Below are 18,439 nucleotides of genomic sequence, written 5' to 3'. Positions count from 1 at the left end.
ATAGGAACGTTTAGCATTTATACCGTTTCACTTAAAGCTTTTTAATAAAAGTAATAGAGAAAATACCTAGATTCAGCTTTAATTCATTAAAAGATTCGATTTCACTTAAGTAAGTGCTGATTAATCTTGTCTCTAATAGCAATAGCTATAAATTCTTCAATAGAGCTATTTGTTTCATTTGTAATTTCTTTCAAGTATTTGTATTCCTTACTTGTAAGTATGACAGGCTTCGTTACTGTATTACTATCCAAATATACGCTATGATTCATTCTTGGAACAATTTTCCCTTCTATTATATAAGGCGTTAGCTCCTCAATCCATTCCATTTGAATTCCTGGTGGTAATGTAATTAATGATTGACGAATTTCAAAATACCAAAATGTCTCTTCTTCTAAAATCTTTATATTTCTTGGAGATACGTACTGTAATATATTATCGATTATATGAAAAATGTTGTTTCGTAATTGCGCAGATTTAGGAAAACGAAACTTAACAAACCTTTGATGATGACTTCTAGGTTTATCCGACAGTTTATAAGCGGACTCATATCCTGCTTTTAACGCCTCACTAAGTGTCATATTAGTTCCAAATTCATCAAGAACTATAATATCACCACGTTTTGGAATAGAAATAACACGTGCCAATGTATTGCCTTTTACAAACTTTTGAAATAATACTACATTATATTTCTGCGAAAATGTATATATATGATTAGCTTGTTCTACTTGCTGAACAAGTTCACGAACATCCTCCTCCTTCACAAATTTCGTTTGTCTATTACGATGTTCTATTAAAAAATAAACTAACTTTCCTTCTTCTATCCATTTTTCAAGCTGATTCATACTAATATGATACTCTTTACTTGCTTGGTATAAAGTAATCCCCTCAATTTTACGTTCTTCTTTTACTTTTTCTACTTCTTCTCTACTAAATAAAAAACTGCCATCTAAACGCCACGTATCCTTATTGATTGGTGTTAGTTTTCCTTGCTTCATTAAATTATTAAAAATAAAGTGACTTATATCTAAATAATCTTTTACTTCATTTGTAGTCATAGTCATTTCATATGCGCTAATCATTCTAATTCCTCCTCACACCTCGTAATTTACATAATAATATTATGTAAATTAAAATTTATAGTATTTACATTTTAAATAAATTATAACATATATCGATATATATATTAGATTGTAAATTAGAGTAATGTCTAATTTAACTTTCTTTTTAAATTTAATTTTATAAAATATTAAATTATATAATAAAAACACTATTTTTAAAATTAAATAATAACCATAGAAAATGAGAGATTTTCTATAATTACTATATACATATCACTTCATAAATTTAAATTTTAATATGTAATTTAATTTCTATTTGATTACGGTATAATGTTTAATATAAAAGGAATTTATAAGGAGTTGAATAACATTGAAATTTGAATTAGATATTGTTCATAGTCAGACTTCTTTAAATAACATAGAGAAACAAAAACAAAATTTTACAAATCTAATTGCATTATGGAACCCTGATTATATAAATGAAGCGGAATTAAAAAAGGAAAATAATGAAAGAGAAGATTCATATACATATGAAGGATTTTCAGATGAAGAAATACTGTACTACTACTTGAATCGACAAACACATTTTGACCAAGGAAAACGAATCAAGGATGCATCAAGAATTCTATATGCACGTGATTTAAGTCAGTTTTATTTCTTCATTAAACAAAGTGAGGAATTTCTACAGAAAGATGTAAAGGATTATAAATTTGGTCAAGTATGGAGAAACCTTAGAAAACGACATATCCGTAATTATCAAAAATGGTTATCTCAAGAGGCAATATCCTATCAGTCAAAAGATAAATACAAGCCATCTACAATTAGTAGAAAGCTTGGAGTTATTCGTTCATATTTGAAATGGCTATATGAAATCCAATATATTCAGGATCCTCTACATGTTGAAATACTAAGTACAACTGTAAATAAACAACATAAACCTAAACGTGAGTTATCATATGAGGAAGTAAAACAGTTACTTCATTACTACAAGGATAATGAAATCAATTACGCTTTATTGTCAGTTCTAGCTACTACAGGATTACGTGTTGCAGAAGTAGCACATGCAAAGTGGGAAGATCTTGAGTATGATGCTATAAGAGGTCGATACTATTTAAAGGTTGATACAAAGGGGGATAATGAACGGATTGTTTCTATTAATAAGGAGATTTTTAATCGGATTGTAGCATTTCGAATTCGGCGAAGATTACCAATAGACATTGGGAATGGAAATGGTGGAACAGTATTTCAAACTAAAAACCATACTCCTTATAGAGAGAATTATTTGTCACAATATATTTCTAAAATCATTAAGGATACCCAGCTATCCTTTACAGTGAATATTGGAATTACTCCCCACTTCTTTAGACATTTTTATGTGCAGTACTTATATGATTACAAAAGATTACCACCTCATATTATTGCAGCAGCAGTAGGTCATAAAAATGATCGGACTACAAAAGAAAATTACCTAAATCAGCGATTGACGAAAGATAATGATGCCGGTAATTTAATTTTAGAAGATGAATTTTAAATTGTTCCTCTATAATTTAAAATTAAATAAGTTAAATATTGTTATTTATAGTTATGTATTTTTTATATAATTAAAACCGATTTACGCCCTATTTATTTTCGTTTTTTCTCATGATCATTCATTAGTTCTTCGCCAAGGTTTCCTATAAATATGTAATATTTTCAGAAACCTTAGCAGGCACTATTATAAAATACTTAGAAAAAATCGCACCATAAGTTAGAACTTAATTTTATTTAGAAGCGTTAATTTATTAGTTGTAAATAATATATAATCCAATTTTTTTGTTCTAATAAAGATAGTTTCTGAATGCTTGAACTTATTACCGATTTCCACTGCTTTGTTAGTATTCTTACACGTATTATTAATCTCAATTATATCTTCTAATGGAATACTTATTGTTGCACTTTGCCATGTAATGGTTATTTTTTCTATTGATTTTATAATTTCTATCTCTTTCATATTTCTAGTTACTCCCTAGTTTACTTGTATTTATCTATATAATAAAGTATATATTTATAATAGAAACCAGCCAATTTCATATATATTCACTCAGCCATTGTGTAAATAGGTAATTTTAGTACAAAGATTCTTAAGTCCATTTACAATCTAGGTGTATATGGGGTTTGTGAAGTAACGGAACAGAAACGGCAATAGGAGTAAATTTATAGAAAGATGCCTCTTTCAAGTCCTAATACACACCTTAAAAAGAGCACTTTTAAAAAGTGCTCTTTTTACTTTACATGTCACTCATCCTACAATGAATTGAGATTTTAACTTGCGAATAATTCATGTAATTATTTCCAATAATAAGAATAGATTGGTAACAGCCAATCTATATCCATAATGAATCTTTGATTTTCTTGAATCCTCCCTAAGGCAAGGCGGATATTTTTAATAGCCACCTTTATTGTATGAATTATAAATATTTGCACATATTATTAATGGAATGGTTGAATCATTGTCATTGAAAATGTTCAGCGCTTCCGCTCCTTAAGAGAACAGTCTACGTAACTGTTCTCTTTCCTATTTCCTTTTTTCACACATATAATATGACAAGCATTATTAACTCTAACTCCCCTACAATCAATCGCATTGCAACATTCTCAACATTTCCTCAACAAATTCTCAATATTTTTCATGGACAACAGCACACTTTCTCAACAGTTTTAATATCTTAATATTAGATACCGAAAGGAGGTGTTGAAAAATGACTTGGTTCATTATTTTAGGATTTATGCTTATTTTAATAATAAGCGGTTTTCATGCACATAGTATTCATATCATTTTCAAAATAGGTTCAGATACAAAAGCTGTGCCAAGTTGGTCTTTCGTTATTCCTTTAAGTTTCTTTAATAGATTATTTAGCAAAACATTAATTTTTCTATTCCTATTCTTTTACTCTCAATACTTAAACTAACGTAATATGAGATGAGTTAAAGAATAACAATCACTAAGCTTAGCAAGCCAACTTTCGATTGCCTGTAATGAATTGAACCTGAAGAATTAAACAAAAAATTAAGCGGCTGTTTGAATGTGAGTCCGGTATTGCACTGGACTCATTCCTTTTTAACTGTACTTTGATTTTTTTGCGATTGTAACGAATAGTATACTTATCTAATACTATCTTAATATGTTCCATACCTTCGAATTTTGTAAGATAAGTTACTTTTGCTTTGTCTTGTTCTGTAATTCCATCTCTTTTTGAACGAAGTCCTTCATGCTGTTAAGCAATCCCACAACACATCAGCATTCTCTCCATAATAGTATACTTATCTAATACTATCTTAATATGTTCCATACCTTCGAATTTTGTAAGATAAGTTACTTTTGCTTTGTCTTGTTCTGTAATTCCATCTCTTTTTGAACGAAGTCCTCCATGCTGTTAAGCAATCCCACAACACATCAGCATTCTCTCCATAATAATTCGGTAAATCTAATTTATTTTTCAATATTTTATACATTATCTCTTTACTTGTAAATTTCCATCCATTTAATTGGATTGTTTCCATATGTATAGTATTTAAAGGAAAGGAGCGAGACTTACTGGGTGCCCTTTTCTTCTCATCCTTTTAAGAAGCTCTTTTAAATCTAACTCTATTGTATTTCTGCTAAATAAAATTCTCACTAATAAAAAATATGTTATATAACTATAAAAACTCTACTAAATTATTAAAGGAATCTCCTTCCCCCTATCGAATTATTGTAGAGGAAAGGAGAGGAATACATGGAAATTCTAGGATTAGATCCTCGCGCATTAGCGACTTTAGGTGCACTTGAATACACCAATCGTCGCAATAAATTAATTGAAGACTCGGAGAATAACATTTACGAGTGTAAAGAAATAAAAGAAATACTTCAATCACTCCCTAAAGAGAAGCAGCTCGAGGTTCTTGAGAATCAAGCTTACTTTGAAGCTGTGGCAAAGATGATTGAACAAAACAATTTAATTCTTTTAGAACAGATGAAAGCTCTACAGCTAATTCAGAAATAACAAACTTATGATTAATTAATTCTACATATGCTTCCATATATAATGTCTCTTTATCTATACTACCAGCCTCTGTTTTTACAGGGGCTTTTGTTATGCGTTGATTCATATTTTGAATTTGAATGGTTTCTTTCACATGTATGAATAGATCTTCTAACAAACCTGGTGTAGACTCTAATTCCTGCTTTTCAATTTCCTCTGTGACGGCACTAATAAATTCCCATAGTACTTTTGCACCTAGTAGTTCTGCTAAACGTTTTTCACGCATTTCAAATGTTTTCATGTTCATATTTAACCACTTCCTCCTCCGTATTTTTTACCGTTAATTAAATTGTTTAGATTATGATGTAGCTGCTATGTAAGGTAATTGAATTCTCACTCACCCCACTTGTAAACTATAGTTTACAAGTGGTTCCAAAAATAGATTCAACGCTTGTTCCCAAAACCTTTGCTATTTTTATAGCTAACTTAACATTGGGTTGTTTTTTATTATTCTCTATCTCAGAAATATAAGTGCGCGATAAACCAACTTGTTCCGCTAATTTTTCTTGTGATATTAGTTTTTCTTTCCGTAATTCAGCTATCTTATTCACTGCTCTACTCCTCTCCGCTTATGTATTCATATAATTACAAAATAATTGTAAACCATGGTTTACTAAATCGTCAACAATGTTTTACATGTTTTTTCTCTATTTTAGTTTCTTTTTGTAAATTATTGTTTACAATTGTAATAGGAGGATTACATATGAAGAAAACTCTTAGTGAAATTATTAAAAATTATCGTTTAACAAATAAACTATCCTTGCGCGATTTTGCTCAAAAATGCGATGTTAGTCATACTTATATAGACAAACTTGAAAAAGGCGTAGATTCCAGAACAGGAAAACCTGTAGAACCAACACTATTAGTAATTGAAAAAATAGCAAACGCCATGAATATAAGTACTAAATCCTTATTAGAAGAAATAGGATTCATTGCAAAAGATAGTACCGAAGTACATAATACAGAATTAGAGAAATGGTTTATATCAATTAAAAGTGCCTCTCCCCAAAAGCGAGAGGAATTAAAGAAGTTTTGGGAATTTATAATACAGAAAGAAAATTAATATATCAAAAAGACCACCACCTTATCAAGGTGGCGGTCGCTGGTTTGAACTCAAACGAGATTATACCTCTTCCCCCTTGATATTCAAGAGGGGTTCTTATGTATAACAATGGAACAGCACTTTTAGGTAATAAAATTCCATTTGACTTAAGCTTCTTTTCGATATTTAGCTAATACTTGTTCTAAACGTTTATCTTCACCTTAGGTGCATTCTGTTCTAAAGCTATTTCCATTGCTTTGAGAACAAGTTGTGCATTCAAATCTTCAATCCCCGCATTATTCCCTTCAGCTACAAATGGTTTACTAACTCTAAAGTTTGCTCGTTAAATGCTATTGGGTTTTCTTCTACTACTTTTCTATCACTTGAGCAGCTTGCTACTTCTTTTCCCTTCATATCAAAAGCCTTTAAGGTAATTCTGCTAGCTTTAGGTTAGAGCTATCTTGTTAGTTTATTAGTATATTTCTGACCTTTTAATCTGACCATTTCCATGAATCACATATTATGAATAGTTGAATTTAATGTATCTAATTCCTTTTATTATCAGAATAAGCCTTTACAACAACTATTTATTATTTTTTATTTCATTAATTCTATAATTTCTTTAATACACTTACCATTATCCATTGTTATATCTAATTTTCATTTAAAACCTTTCTTTGTAAGTTTATACCTATATATCGTGTTAAATTGTGTGTGGCAAGATAAAACAAGCTGTTAAATTTAATTAGTGTTAGCTAGTTTCTACAGTATGATATTATCACACAATTAGTTATACATATAAAAAAAGGGTTCCTGTCTTCTAACAGGAACCCTTTATGTATTATTAACCTACAAACCTAAAATTTCAACAATCTGACGTGCCTTAGCATTATCTATATAATAATGCATCTCTAACTCTCTTCTTTCTGAACGGAGTACGGTTCCCCTTAATTTTGATAGATGTTGTGAAACAGTGGATTGGGGGATTCTTAATATTTCCGTTAACTGTGTAACATTACACATTTTATGGTGCATTAATTCATTTACAATTTGTAATCGAACAGGATGTGCCATTNGATTGGGGGATTCTTAATATTTCCGTTAACTGTGTAACATTACACATTTTATGGTGCATTAATTCATTTACAATTTGTAATCGAACAGGATGTGCCATTACTTTTAATACATCTACATCGTCTTCGTGGATTTCAGCTAGATTTCTTTCAGATATTAATGTTATCATTTCGCATTCTCCTTTATTATCAATTTATATTTTCCTTTTATTCTTATAATTAATACTTATAGCTGATTACCATTTGTCCTGTTGAGAAAATATATTCTCTTTTTAAAACAAAAAGGACACCAATTCATTAAAACAATTTTTACTGCTTTAATGAATTGATGCCCTCTAATTTTTTGATCAGAATATATCTTGTTTTAAAGGATATTTTCAATTCCTTTTTCTCACATCTAGTAAAAAATTTGTATTTTCTTTAAAATCAATATGAAGAATATTCTTCAAATCCTGAAATCATAAGTTTGCGGCAAACTTATGATTCCTATCACATTCCACATCAATCAAGATAATTAACACTATCAATGCAGTACTAACTATCTTAATTGAATATTAGTAATAGTTAGTCTAAATATTATCAATTCACTTTATATTACATATATGTAAAAATAATAACATGATAAGCTTTTTCAAATTTTTCTCCTGATAAAGATTTGAAATTAGCATTTCAATACTCTCCTTACTGTTAATATGCCTAGAAAAAGAAGAGGGATATCTCCCCTCTTCACCAATAAAATCGAACATATTTACAATTAAGGAAGGGCATACATTCATCAAGAGACGAAATGAACGATAATAGTTCACCTAGTGAATTATAACACAAAATCAATTCCATTAATAGCTAATATTAACATTTATGGAATTGATTTTGACATAATTGTTAATGATCTTAATATTAAAAGGCTTTATATGTATGTAAATTGAAAGTAGATAGTGTAAGAATAAAATATAAGGGGGATATACCATGTTTAACAAAAAACAAACATTCGTAACAACGGTAACAGCTTTAACATTAGGATGTGGATTTACATTCGGATTAACACCGGCCTTTGCAGATTCTAACAAGATTTCCGCCAATAATATTCCTGTTCATACTATTCAGAACCAAGAACAAGAACCTTTTACCGGATATGTCATTTCAGTAGAGAACAATTATTTAGTAGTTGCTGCTACGTCTACAAAAGATGAAGCTCTTGCTTATCAACATGATTGGTGGGATCTGGTTTCTCAAAATAAGATTTTAAGGGTCCCTATTTCAGATGGTGAAAACTATACATTAGGTGAGAAATTAAATGTATATGCAGCTGCATGGACTAAATCTCTACCACCAATAGCTGTTATGCCTACAATTGAAAAAGTATTTCAGTAGGTAATATTTCAATAATTAAGCTATCCCATATAAAAAGGAGTCGAATAATGACTCCTTTTTATATTCTTTTTTTACGTTTCCCTGGATTCCTTACCTTCTCGTACCCCTAATATTTAATAAAATGCTTATTTCTCACTAGCTAACGCAATTTTCATCTTAGAAATTATTCCTCATATTACTTATTTAAATCCTTATCATAGTTTTGAATGATCTCTATTATAAAAAACGCATCCCACCTACATTTACCTATACAAATTTAAGAAATAAATAATTCAAAAATAAAAATACTACAACAAAGAATGTCCATTTGTTTCTTTTCGTTGATTTTCCAACGTGTTGTATTTAAGAAAATAAGGAAATACCTGACATGGTAAATAAAAAAATTGATAATAATCAATCATCTGTAATACCCCATCCATACAAAAATAAGAAGTCTCTTTTTAAGAGACTTCTTATTTCTAATACAAACGACATACATAGGATAAATATACACAATATTATCGGGATGGTGTGCTTTGTTGCCCCTTTAGCATAACACACAATATCTCATTTTTGTTTAATAATCCCAATTTATAAAACTTTATCAACATTAAAATATTTCACTTAAAGCAAACGAACAAAGATAAACTCAACGAAATATTCACTTAAAAAACCAACCTGTGTAAAAAAACAGCTACAATTCCATTCATAGTTTTAAATGGTATCAACATATATGTCTCAAATACACCTGAAGAAATTGTTCCAATGGAACAAATACACGATTTTTACTCTCTTCGTTGGCAAATAGAAATTATCTTTAAAACATGGAAATCCTTATTTCAAATTCATCACTGGCAAAACATCAAACAAGAACGATTATAGTGTCATGTATACGGAAGACTTATTGCCATTTTTATATGTTCTTCTACAATGTTTAAGATGTGACAGCTTCTGTTGCAAAAGAACAAAAAGGAATTAAGTGAATATAAAGCCATTGGAATGATTCAAGAACATGTCTCGTTGTTATATCAAGCGATACACAAAAACACCCAAGACATAACAAAGCTCCTAGTCCGTCTGTTCCCCTCCTACAGAAGAATGGACGGAAATCTCACCGATATGAGAAAAAACAATCTTTGATATTATGGGTGTTGTCTATGAGTATAATGGGTTTGGAAAACAAAAGAAAGCTGGATAATAAAAAAACGATACCTATTTAGGTTTATTTAGTATGTGCATTTTTATTGATACTACATATTTTAAGAGTTTCTTCATTTATATAAATGAGAGTTTATGGCGTTTCCACTCTTAAGTTGATGGGCATGCGGCTTTACCCCTAGTCCGTTGTTATTACTTTTATTGTAGTACAGGAAAATTAAGAAGAACTCTAAACCTGATAGAAGTAAAGAGATTGTATTTGTAATCATAAACGCGCCAGCAGTATGCATTACGAACCACATGTAAACAGCGTAAGCTTCCATGAATAGTACCCCTGTGAAGATTCCACCTACATAAATTCTTGAAAAGTCCTGTACTGATTTTGTTTTTAAAATTTTAATGATTTGTGGAATGTAGCCCACTGATAGAATAATACCACCAATAAATTGTAATAAATTAAATAATTGTAATGTGCCCATAATTAATTTCCTCCTAGTTTTTTGTGATAATTGAATAAGTGGGTATTTTTGCACATCCCCCCGAAAAAGGGAAATAAGGATTATTCCTGGAATTACAACTATATTGGATAAGGGAGATATTACTCTCCCTCGTTATTCGATTAGTTATGAATTACTGTCTAAAATGACCTTTAATTGCACCAATTCCCCGTTTACTTTCACGTAGGTTTCATCAACCTTCTATGAATCATTTGTGGACTTAAGGTGACATCGTACTTTTTCTACTACTTGAGGTCCATATTGATGAACCCAATGCATAATTATTGTGTGAGCAATTGATAAATCTCTTTCCTACATCATTTCTACCAGGTTACGAAAGTTCAAATTATACCGTAGGTATCATCTTACTGTTAATAAGATGAGTTCAGGCTGATAATGCTCCCATTTGAACAAATTTTCCTTTTCCATACTGATCACACACCTTTTTTAGAGTCATTCATACATATCAGTATATCCAAGTGTAGAAGATTACTTAAAATAGTCTGTGAGTTTTTGCACCAGAACCGTTTGCAGAAACTCAAGATAAAGAAATATTTTTATATTTTTAATTCATTGACATCTACGAATAGAGAGCTTCCCTTACTGTCCATATTTTAAGCATACTGCTGCTGCACTACCCATTTCATTATATCCTATTAATAACAGGATGCTTCCCTTTTTTATTAAAACGTTATCATAATACAAATAGCTTGCATTCCCAGCATCCGCTTCCAAAAACAAATTATTAGGTAAATAGTAACCAGCCATCTTACTTAATATTGCCATAGCTAAAAATGAAAAAGGAGCAAAGCATTCGCCTATATAAGCTTTCATCATAAAAGTGGGTACGGAATTACTAAATAAATGTTCAATTCCTCTTTTTTCGTTTTTGTTAAATTCACTGATGGAATTAGAATTCGATACGATAAAAGAAACGTCTTGTTCACTAATCTTGCTGTCTTTCATAGCATTGTTTATCGCAATTTCCACTGCCTTCTCTGTTTTAGGACCAACTCCGAAACCAATTCCTAATACTTCAAATAATACCAGCTTCTTATCAATATTCTCTCCTAATTGCACTTTAACACTTGCTGCTGCTTCACTAAACTTAACCTCTTCAAGCTGATTCTCGACTAGAAACCCTTTTTGTGCCTCTGTGATTGTTTCAAATGAACTGATTATTATTTCATCTGCGATATTATCCTTCACGCATTTAGCTGCCTGCCAAAGTGCTGTCAATGAAGCATCTGATGCTCCTACATAATGGTTGGTAAGTCCTCTGATACCACATTCAATAGTTGCTAAGGAATTTGGTATATTGCATATCGACTGAACAAAATCCTTAGGACTGGCATATTGTGTATTCTCCAGGGTTTTTAATTGGCTGAAATAATTATTCCTTGATTCAGAGCATCCATAAGTTGATACTGTAATCAGGCCGATTCTATCCTTATCACACAAGGATTTTTCCTTGATAAGCTGGGCAGTTGTTCGAATACATAACTGTCCGCACCTATCAATCCGAGTCTTCACTTTGTAAGAATAGCTGTAAAAGTCAAAATTTGATATAACATTAAACTTTTCTTTTAAAATATTCTTCTCAAGCATCCAGCTATTAAAAGTTTCATTGATTGTATTGCCAAAAGGTGATAGTGCTTCTGTATCAGTTATAACAACACTTTTCTGCATAACTCCTACCCCCTTCTAACAAAATACAAACATTGGTACCCCCAAAACCGATTGAACTCGAAATTGCATATTTTATGTAACAGTCTATTTTCTCCTCAAAACAATAATTTAAATCACATTCTACGTCATTACCTAAAAAATTAGCTGTCGGATGAATAATCCCCTGATCCATTTGCATAATGGTAATGATTACTTCTATTACACCGGCTGCTCCTAATGTATGTCCAATCATTGATTTTGAGGAATTAATATACAACTCATACGCATGCTCTTTAAAAAGCTCCTTAGTCACTTTTGTTTCTATGATGTCATTTAGCTTTGTTCCGGATCCATGTGCATTAATATAGTCAACTTCATTTATGGGTATCCCAGCCATATTGATGGCACCTTTCATTGCTTTTAATAATGCAGTACCAGATGGTTCAGGAGAAGTAATATTATAAGCATCACTATTCACACCGTACCCCACAATACTAGCATGTACTGTGGCAGATCTTGCCTTTACCGTTTCGGAGCTTTCAATAATCATTACACCAATTCCGTCCGCTAAGTCTGTACCTGTTCGCCCCAAAGAAAAGGGTGCAATTTTATGCTTTGACAACGCTCCTACTCTCCTCATTCCATTTTTAGGAATTTCCGATTCGATATCATAGCCTAATACAATAACAACATCCGTTTTATTATCATCAAGTATTTGACACGCTGTAACAATGGCATTTCCACCAGAGGAACACGCAGTAGAATTGCATACAATTACCCCATTAATAGGATAAATATCTTTTAAATATGTGGTAATATAATTTTCATCTTTCATTGTCTTCATTTCATCTTTTTCCCAAAAAGTATTTTCAAAAAAATTAGATGCAATGATTAAACTTATAATATAATCTGAGCTTATATTAAGCCTTGCATTATGAATTGCACGGTCTATTGTTTTTTTTATAATTTCACAAACATTCTGAATGTTACTTTGATTAACGCAATTTGTCCAATCAGAATTCTTTGACTCTGTAAAGCCAATATTTCTTTCATAATTAAAATTGCACTCTGTACCCGCAGCTGTATGCATTGCATATCCTGTAATAGGCCATTTATTATTCATTAAAAACACTCCCGAAAGTAATTGTTCTATCCCCCTGGAAAGGCGCTGTTGCAAAATAGGTGTTTATACAATATGTCGGAAAAACCCCTTCATCCATATGCACTATATGCGGCTTTTAAATTCTATTTTGCGACAGCCTCTTTTGCTAGATTTCTAGCCTGCCTACAATAAATCTTTCTATATTAATATAATCCTTAACAACTTCAACTACCTTAAAGCCGTTTTGAATAAATAATTCTTGTATCTTTTCTGATTGGTCTTCTCCGTTTTCAAAAATAATATATCCATTCTTGTTTAAGAATTTATGCGCATTTGCAAGTATGATTCTATAAAAATCTAAGCCGTCCTCTCCACCATCAAGAGATATTCTAGGAGCATTATCCTTCAATTGCGGGATTAAATCTCCTATAATTCCTGTTTTAGCATAAGGCGGATTTGATATCAGCATATCAAATCCTGTTTTATTTTGTTCTTCAAACGGTTCAAACATACTTCCTTTTAACAAATGAACATTTTTTAATTGATAAAAATTAATATTTTCCTGTGCAACTTTTAATGCTTTATCTGATATATCAGATGCATAAAAATCTACATCTGGATATTCCATTCCTAGCATAACAGGAATAACCCCACTTCCTGTACATAATTCCATAACCTTATGACAATTCGTCATATATTTCTTTGCTGTATTGATAAAAATATCCATTTCTGGGCCCGGTATCATTACATTTCTATCTATAATAATTTTTTTATCGAAGGTATAAGTATAGCCCGCATAATATTGAATTGGTCTTTTTTCACTTAACCATTTCATAACTTCTTCATATCTGTTTTCATTTAATTTATTTTCTAAAACTTCACCAATTATCTTAATTTCTAGCTTAGGCTCTTGAAAGGCGTTCTTCACTAAATAAGTTTCCACTAACCCCGCATATACATTTTCGTTATCTATTTCCTTCGTATTCACTACCATTTTCTATCCTCCAAATCATTATTAAAATATGTCTCTTCTTAACTCGCATTTCTAAATATTTTGTAAATATTTCTTTGTTTCATATTCCTTTACTATATATTTTGCCAAATTTTCCTCTAGTGTAATAATTTTATTCAATTGATCACATACCAGCTTTTTGTTAAACTTACCGTCCTTTCCATCAAGGGCATATTTCAAAATATAATTACTTATTGCTTCCCATAAAGCTGCTGCTTCGGTCATTTTGCCTGCTATATATATAATGTCAAAATCGCTGTGGTCTTTTTTATCCATTAAGAACATACTATAATTATTCCTACTCCATGCAATGCATCCGAACGAACGAATCACTTCTATTGCTCTTATATCATTCGTTTCTCCTATTTCTTTATCAATATCGAAATGCTGTTCGATATCCAACAGAAGACTTCTCATATTATCAAAATCACTAATTCCATTAAATCCAGTCATTGTTTTAAGCACAGATAAGTAAATCAGCTCATCACAGGAAACATACGGAATATCAGGTGTGATTTCAAACGTTACAAAACCAAAGTTATACTTTTTAAATGTATTAAAATCAATTCTTACATTCTCTGGCCTTGGTGATACAGCTAAAACACCATCATTACTAGCCAAAGTATCATCAATGCATATGAAACCTTGGTCATCTATCCCAACTATCAAGCAATAATGCACAAAATGATATTTATTTGCAAACACATGCCAATTACAGGAAAAAATATCTATCCCTAAACCGATAGGCCGATTTGCCTCCAACTCTTTTTTAACGATATCAATAAAATATTCCATATCACAATTCATATGCCAAATCGGTTTTATCCCGCAATATTTCTCAAATGCATAGCTTTGTTCCGTATTGATTGCTTGACCATCCCGGCTAAACTTAATTTTTCTGGCAAAACTTTCATTGTGTTGTATATAACCAAAATTCCACGAATATGCATAAATATCTTTATCATTTCTATTCAATGCTTTACACATTGAAGTGTAAAGATTTTCGATACATACATTCTTTTTGCTGTAAAATGGCTTTATCTCATTTAACATATAAGCTTACTCCTCCCATTAATCAATTGAAATAACTTTATCTGCATATTGATTTAATTGAACGCTGTTAGACGCTATAATAATAATCTTGTTTTTTAACGTCTTTAAATTTTCCATTATTCTTTGTTCCGTCACTACGTCTAATCCACTTGTTAAATCATCCAATAAAATAACCTCTGGTTCCCTATAAAGCAGTCTGGCTAATGCTAGTCTTTTAATCTGTCCGCCTGACAGTTGATCTCCACTATTTCCCACATGGGTGTTTAACCCCAGCTTCCCTTGTTGAAATTCATGTTCTAAGCTTGCCACTTTCAATACTTCCAAAAACTTCTTTTCATCGTATTCTAATCCCATGCAGATATTATTTTTTATTGTATCTGAAAATAAGCGTGTCGTTTGAGAAAGATAGCATATTTGCGGCGGTTTCATTGATATATTATTGGCATATCCATCCTTTGTCAGCCAACAAATTTCATTCGATTGATTCGTAAAAATATTCTTTAAAAGCAGGCTTTTTCCACTACCATTTTCCCCCTTTATTAAGCACAATTCATTTTTCTTTATCTCATATTTGTTTTGAATAAAGATTCCATTAACGCTGTCACTGTGCTTCATAGTATTATTTTCTGTATCTGCTAATAGGTCAAATTCCTGTATCCTCTGCTTAGCAACAGCCAATTGCTTATATTTGCTGTATACACTGCTAAATACTCCTGGTAAATCTGTTAAGAACCAGAAATAATACTCAAATAAAATAAAATCACCAATCGTAAAAGTACCAGCTTTAATCGCATTATAAGCAAAGAAAAGAATCACAGCCAAAGCGAAAAACATTAGATTCAAAGAAAAAAGTGATAATAGATTTTGTAAAAATGCATCCTTAATGGAATATCTTCCTCTGGACTCACATAATCCCTTGTAATGCTTCACATATTCCTCTGTTTTATCCGATACTTTTATTGTATCCAAGGAACTAAATATATCACCCAAAAACTGTGTTGCTTTATCCGTAGACTGACGTGCCAGCCTTTTATTTTTAACAAGCCTTCCTTGAATAAGATGTATTGTAAATATTACGATAAGCAACGGTACTACGCTGATAATGGTTAAGAATGTGTTTATTTTAAACATTATGATTAGAGTAATAACTGACATCATTAATTTTGGAGTTTGATTATATATTTCAGTAAAAAAATTGACTATATCTGCGTTGTCATCACGAAAACGGGTAATAACTTCTCCTGAAGTATCATTAAACTTTTTATTTATTGGTAACTTATAAATGATTTTATATATGTATTCCTTTAAGTTATTACTTATATTTTGCTGTGCTGTGGAAAATAAATATCCATTTATTTGCTTCGTAACGTTAACAACGAGAGGTGCTAAGGTAGACAAAATAACTAATGCTACTATATTAAGATTGATAATGGTTTCCAAGCCCTGCAATTCGTTAAAAATATCCCGCCTTGCTATCCCAGTAATAGTAAAAATAACTGAATAGGAAATAGCATCAAATAATACAACAAACAAGTAAATTAATAATGTATGCTTTAGCGCAATTTTTAATATTTTATACATCTTACAGATTCCCTTCTATAATTCTGTTTGATACATGTTTGCGTTCATCGTAAAGTTTAATTTTTCCATTTTCAAGTATTAGCACTTTATCAACTAGTTCAAGCAATTTCAGTTTGTGAGCTATAATAAAAACGGTCTTATCATACGTTAACTTTTTTAATGCTTGGAAAATTTTATCTTCCGATTTTTCGTCCAATTTCGAATTTACTTCATCAAAAATGTAGAGCTGCGCTTCATTGAGAAATGCTTTTCCAATGTACAAAAGCTGCTCCTGTCCTGCCGAAAGCATAGAATGATTGATGACTGTATGAATGCCCTCTGGCAAACTAGCTACCCAGTCAGTCAGCCCAATTTTTTCTATTACATCATTTACTTCTTTATGGCTGACAGAGGAATCAAAGCATGTTAAGTTTTCATAGACAGTGCCGTTAAAAATTCTACTGTTTTGGGATATAAAACATATATGCTTGTAAAAATCCTTTACATCTAATTCCTTTATATTCTTGTCATTGATCAATATGCTTCCTGTTTCTATGTCGTACATTTTCGCAAGCAATTTAATTAATGTTGTTTTCCCGCTGCCTGTCTTACCAACGATGCCGATTGTTTCCCCTTGCTTTACCTGAAACGAAATATCTGTTAAAACTGGAGTATCTCCATACGAAAAGGATACATTTTTAACATCAATGGAAAGTTTTTCTTTATTCAGCTTTATATTTCCGGTACTTATTTTACTTTGAAAAGCAAATAATTCTGAAATTCTGTTTAAAGATGCTCCTATTTTTTGCAAATTTTCTAACTCATATCGAAGCGCTATAAAAGGTCTATTCAGCAAGCCTACATAAGTGCTTATTAGATAAATAGTCCCCATTGTCATTTCATTTTTATAAAACAAATAGACTCCGATACCAATTGCTATTAAATCTCCAACGTTTAGAAGCGCAAAAAAACCAGAAGTCGGAATATTACTTATAACAACAGCTTTTCTGAAATCTACTTTTGTTTTATGTAAATATTTTTTTAATAAGCTTTTAAAATAATTTTTTTCCCCTATCCCAAGTATATCTTCTCTTGCAGAAATACTTTCTTGTATATAACCATATAATTGGGCTTCATCTTCTCTATATGCAGTCCATAGTTTCACAATTTTCTCTTGTAAAGATAAGAATACAAAATATGCAAAAATAGCTATTATGCTGTAACATATGCCTATCAGTCCGCTTTTTATATAAAACATAGTAATAATGAGCAGTACAAATATGGAATTACCGATTATATTAACCAAAAACATAGAAAAGAAATTTGATAGAAAAGTAACATCTCCGTCCACTCTTTCGATCATCTCTCCTGTTTTATACTTCTTATGAAAGTTAAAGTCCAGATCAATACTATGCCTTACCAAATTGACTCTTAATTTATTACTAATCGTCCATCCCAAACGTTCACTGATATAAGAATTAATTGTTTCAACTATTATTTTTACAAAAAGCATAGCTAGATAGATACCGGCAAGACTTATAAAAAAGTCACTTTGATAGCTGCTATTATCTAGACTATCAATAAAAATACTAACTATAATAGGAAGAGTAATGCTGATACCTATTCCTACAGCAAGAAGAAAGAATATTTGTACTATTTCTTTTTTATAATCTGCCAAGTATTCTTTAAAATATATTCTTATGTTTTGAATGATTGACATCATAGAATAACCTCCTGGTTTTTATTGTAAGCAATTACCCCACTTAATTCATTACTAGTTCAATTTTTAATCATTTTCTCTCGAA

The 18,439-nt window shown here is 30.8% G+C and carries 15 protein-coding genes and 5 pseudogenes; 5 read left to right on the top strand and 15 right to left on the bottom strand.

Annotated features, from left to right (window positions below; genetic code table 11):
- Positions 1 to 101 precede the first annotated feature (101 nt).
- On the bottom strand, positions 102 to 1,079 hold the full coding sequence (locus tag ASE54_RS16165) for a hypothetical protein (protein ID WP_000622369.1): 978 nt from the start codon (positions 1,077 to 1,079) through the stop codon (positions 102 to 104).
- A gap of 349 nt (positions 1,080 to 1,428) precedes the next feature.
- Between ASE54_RS16165 and ASE54_RS16160 the strand changes: the two genes are divergently transcribed.
- A complete protein-coding gene (locus ASE54_RS16160; protein ID WP_000667298.1) occupies positions 1,429 to 2,589 on the top strand; it encodes a tyrosine-type recombinase/integrase in 1,161 nt (386 codons plus the stop codon).
- Between the two features lie 216 nt (positions 2,590 to 2,805).
- Here ASE54_RS16160 and ASE54_RS16155 read toward each other — a convergent pair whose 3' ends face one another.
- The gene (locus tag ASE54_RS16155; RefSeq protein ID WP_000658337.1) at positions 2,806 to 3,048 is read right to left on the bottom strand and encodes a hypothetical protein; all 243 of its coding nucleotides are present in this window, start codon (positions 3,046 to 3,048) and stop codon (positions 2,806 to 2,808) included.
- Between the two features lie 748 nt (positions 3,049 to 3,796).
- Between ASE54_RS16155 and ASE54_RS16150 the strand changes: the two genes are divergently transcribed.
- Positions 3,797 to 4,006 carry a hypothetical protein gene (locus tag ASE54_RS16150; RefSeq protein WP_057272994.1) on the top strand — a complete coding sequence of 70 codons (210 nt, stop codon included), beginning with the start codon at positions 3,797 to 3,799 and terminating at the stop codon, positions 4,004 to 4,006.
- A gap of 457 nt (positions 4,007 to 4,463) precedes the next feature.
- Here the strand turns inward: ASE54_RS16150 and ASE54_RS37035 are convergent.
- The 3 genes and pseudogenes from ASE54_RS37035 to ASE54_RS16140 all read right to left on the bottom strand — a co-directional run.
- Positions 4,464 to 4,598 (bottom strand): annotated as a pseudogene (locus ASE54_RS37035) (barstar family protein); the annotation flags it as partial.
- Between the two features lie 357 nt (positions 4,599 to 4,955).
- The gene (locus ASE54_RS16145) at positions 4,956 to 5,366 is read right to left on the bottom strand and encodes a hypothetical protein (protein WP_001056466.1); all 411 of its coding nucleotides are present in this window, start codon (positions 5,364 to 5,366) and stop codon (positions 4,956 to 4,958) included.
- A gap of 106 nt (positions 5,367 to 5,472) precedes the next feature.
- On the bottom strand, positions 5,473 to 5,670 hold the full coding sequence (locus ASE54_RS16140; protein WP_001033051.1) for a helix-turn-helix transcriptional regulator: 198 nt from the start codon (positions 5,668 to 5,670) through the stop codon (positions 5,473 to 5,475).
- Positions 5,671 to 5,822: 152 nt separating this feature from the next.
- Between ASE54_RS16140 and ASE54_RS16135 the strand changes: the two genes are divergently transcribed.
- Positions 5,823 to 6,182 (top strand): helix-turn-helix transcriptional regulator, encoded by a 360-nt coding sequence (locus ASE54_RS16135; protein WP_000753230.1) that lies wholly within the window; start codon positions 5,823 to 5,825, stop codon positions 6,180 to 6,182.
- Between the two features lie 196 nt (positions 6,183 to 6,378).
- Here ASE54_RS16135 and ASE54_RS34470 read toward each other — a convergent pair.
- Both ASE54_RS34470 and ASE54_RS35795 read right to left on the bottom strand, forming a co-directional pair.
- A pseudogene (locus ASE54_RS34470) lies at positions 6,379 to 6,578 on the bottom strand (replication protein); the annotation flags it as partial.
- Between the two features lie 432 nt (positions 6,579 to 7,010).
- A pseudogene (locus tag ASE54_RS35795) lies at positions 7,011 to 7,236 on the bottom strand (metalloregulator ArsR/SmtB family transcription factor); the annotation flags it as partial.
- A gap of 964 nt (positions 7,237 to 8,200) precedes the next feature.
- On the opposite strand from ASE54_RS35795, the gene ASE54_RS16120 reads away from it, so the two are divergent.
- Both ASE54_RS16120 and ASE54_RS34460 read left to right on the top strand, forming a co-directional pair.
- Positions 8,201 to 8,605, top strand: a complete 405-nt coding sequence (locus tag ASE54_RS16120) for a DUF3221 domain-containing protein (RefSeq protein ID WP_003254435.1) — start codon at positions 8,201 to 8,203, stop codon at positions 8,603 to 8,605.
- Between the two features lie 693 nt (positions 8,606 to 9,298).
- Positions 9,299 to 9,782, top strand: a pseudogene (locus ASE54_RS34460) (transposase); the annotation flags it as partial.
- A gap of 73 nt (positions 9,783 to 9,855) precedes the next feature.
- On the opposite strand, the gene ASE54_RS16115 reads toward ASE54_RS34460, so the two are convergent.
- The 8 genes and pseudogenes from ASE54_RS16115 to ASE54_RS16085 all read right to left on the bottom strand — a co-directional run bounded on the left by ASE54_RS16115 (position 9,856) and on the right by ASE54_RS16085 (position 18,357).
- On the bottom strand, positions 9,856 to 10,221 hold the full coding sequence (locus ASE54_RS16115; RefSeq protein ID WP_000537015.1) for a PQ-loop domain-containing transporter: 366 nt from the start codon (positions 10,219 to 10,221) through the stop codon (positions 9,856 to 9,858).
- A 153-nt stretch (positions 10,222 to 10,374) separates the two neighbouring features.
- Positions 10,375 to 10,668 (bottom strand): annotated as a pseudogene (locus ASE54_RS34455) (IS6 family transposase); the annotation flags it as partial.
- 171 nt (positions 10,669 to 10,839) lie between these two features.
- Entirely contained in the window at positions 10,840 to 11,928 is a 1,089-nt protein-coding gene (locus tag ASE54_RS16110; protein WP_001172810.1) for a hypothetical protein, read from the bottom strand.
- Positions 11,903 to 13,030 carry a beta-ketoacyl synthase N-terminal-like domain-containing protein gene (locus ASE54_RS16105; RefSeq protein ID WP_001060957.1) on the bottom strand — a complete coding sequence of 376 codons (1,128 nt, stop codon included), beginning with the start codon at positions 13,028 to 13,030 and terminating at the stop codon, positions 11,903 to 11,905. The genes ASE54_RS16110 and ASE54_RS16105 overlap by 26 nt, the downstream gene beginning before the upstream one ends.
- Before the next feature lie 145 nt (positions 13,031 to 13,175).
- A complete protein-coding gene (locus tag ASE54_RS16100) occupies positions 13,176 to 14,003 on the bottom strand; it encodes a HemK/PrmC family methyltransferase (RefSeq protein ID WP_000261319.1) in 828 nt (275 codons plus the stop codon).
- Between the two features lie 51 nt (positions 14,004 to 14,054).
- The gene (locus ASE54_RS16095) at positions 14,055 to 15,074 is read right to left on the bottom strand and encodes a hypothetical protein (RefSeq protein WP_000931230.1); all 1,020 of its coding nucleotides are present in this window, start codon (positions 15,072 to 15,074) and stop codon (positions 14,055 to 14,057) included.
- A gap of 18 nt (positions 15,075 to 15,092) precedes the next feature.
- Positions 15,093 to 16,655 carry an ABC transporter ATP-binding protein gene (locus ASE54_RS16090; protein ID WP_000276743.1) on the bottom strand — a complete coding sequence of 521 codons (1,563 nt, stop codon included), beginning with the start codon at positions 16,653 to 16,655 and terminating at the stop codon, positions 15,093 to 15,095.
- 1 nt (position 16,656) lies between these two features.
- Positions 16,657 to 18,357: an ATP-binding cassette domain-containing protein gene (locus ASE54_RS16085; protein WP_000987035.1), complete on the bottom strand. Its 1,701-nt coding sequence runs from the start codon at positions 18,355 to 18,357 to the stop codon at positions 16,657 to 16,659.
- Between the last annotated feature and the right edge of the window lie 82 nt (positions 18,358 to 18,439).

The organism is Bacillus sp. Root131, assembly GCF_001429475.1.
GTDB lineage: Bacteria > Bacillota > Bacilli > Bacillales > Bacillaceae_G > Bacillus_A > Bacillus_A thuringiensis_S.
This window is presented reverse-complemented; position numbering and strand designations above follow the sequence as displayed.

What these genes read in the sequence shown, in the direction of transcription:
- ASE54_RS16085 (WP_000987035.1), bottom strand. Translation starts at nt 18,357, where the DNA reads ATGATGTCAATCATTCAAAACATAAGAATATATTTTAAAGAATACTTG.
- ASE54_RS16165 (WP_000622369.1), bottom strand. Translation starts at nt 1,079, where the DNA reads ATGATTAGCGCATATGAAATGACTATGACTACAAATGAAGTAAAAGAT.
- ASE54_RS16145 (WP_001056466.1), bottom strand. Translation starts at nt 5,366, where the DNA reads ATGAACATGAAAACATTTGAAATGCGTGAAAAACGTTTAGCAGAACTA.
- ASE54_RS16135 (WP_000753230.1), top strand. Translation starts at nt 5,823, where the DNA reads ATGAAGAAAACTCTTAGTGAAATTATTAAAAATTATCGTTTAACAAAT.
- ASE54_RS16120 (WP_003254435.1), top strand. Translation starts at nt 8,201, where the DNA reads ATGTTTAACAAAAAACAAACATTCGTAACAACGGTAACAGCTTTAACA.
- ASE54_RS16095 (WP_000931230.1), bottom strand. Translation starts at nt 15,074, where the DNA reads ATGTTAAATGAGATAAAGCCATTTTACAGCAAAAAGAATGTATGTATC.
- ASE54_RS16090 (WP_000276743.1), bottom strand. Translation starts at nt 16,655, where the DNA reads ATGTATAAAATATTAAAAATTGCGCTAAAGCATACATTATTAATTTAC.
- ASE54_RS16105 (WP_001060957.1), bottom strand. Translation starts at nt 13,030, where the DNA reads ATGAATAATAAATGGCCTATTACAGGATATGCAATGCATACAGCTGCG.
- ASE54_RS16150 (WP_057272994.1), top strand. Translation starts at nt 3,797, where the DNA reads ATGACTTGGTTCATTATTTTAGGATTTATGCTTATTTTAATAATAAGC.
- ASE54_RS16110 (WP_001172810.1), bottom strand. Translation starts at nt 11,928, where the DNA reads ATGCAGAAAAGTGTTGTTATAACTGATACAGAAGCACTATCACCTTTT.
- ASE54_RS16155 (WP_000658337.1), bottom strand. Translation starts at nt 3,048, where the DNA reads ATGAAAGAGATAGAAATTATAAAATCAATAGAAAAAATAACCATTACA.
- ASE54_RS16115 (WP_000537015.1), bottom strand. Translation starts at nt 10,221, where the DNA reads ATGGGCACATTACAATTATTTAATTTATTACAATTTATTGGTGGTATT.
- ASE54_RS16100 (WP_000261319.1), bottom strand. Translation starts at nt 14,003, where the DNA reads ATGGTAGTGAATACGAAGGAAATAGATAACGAAAATGTATATGCGGGG.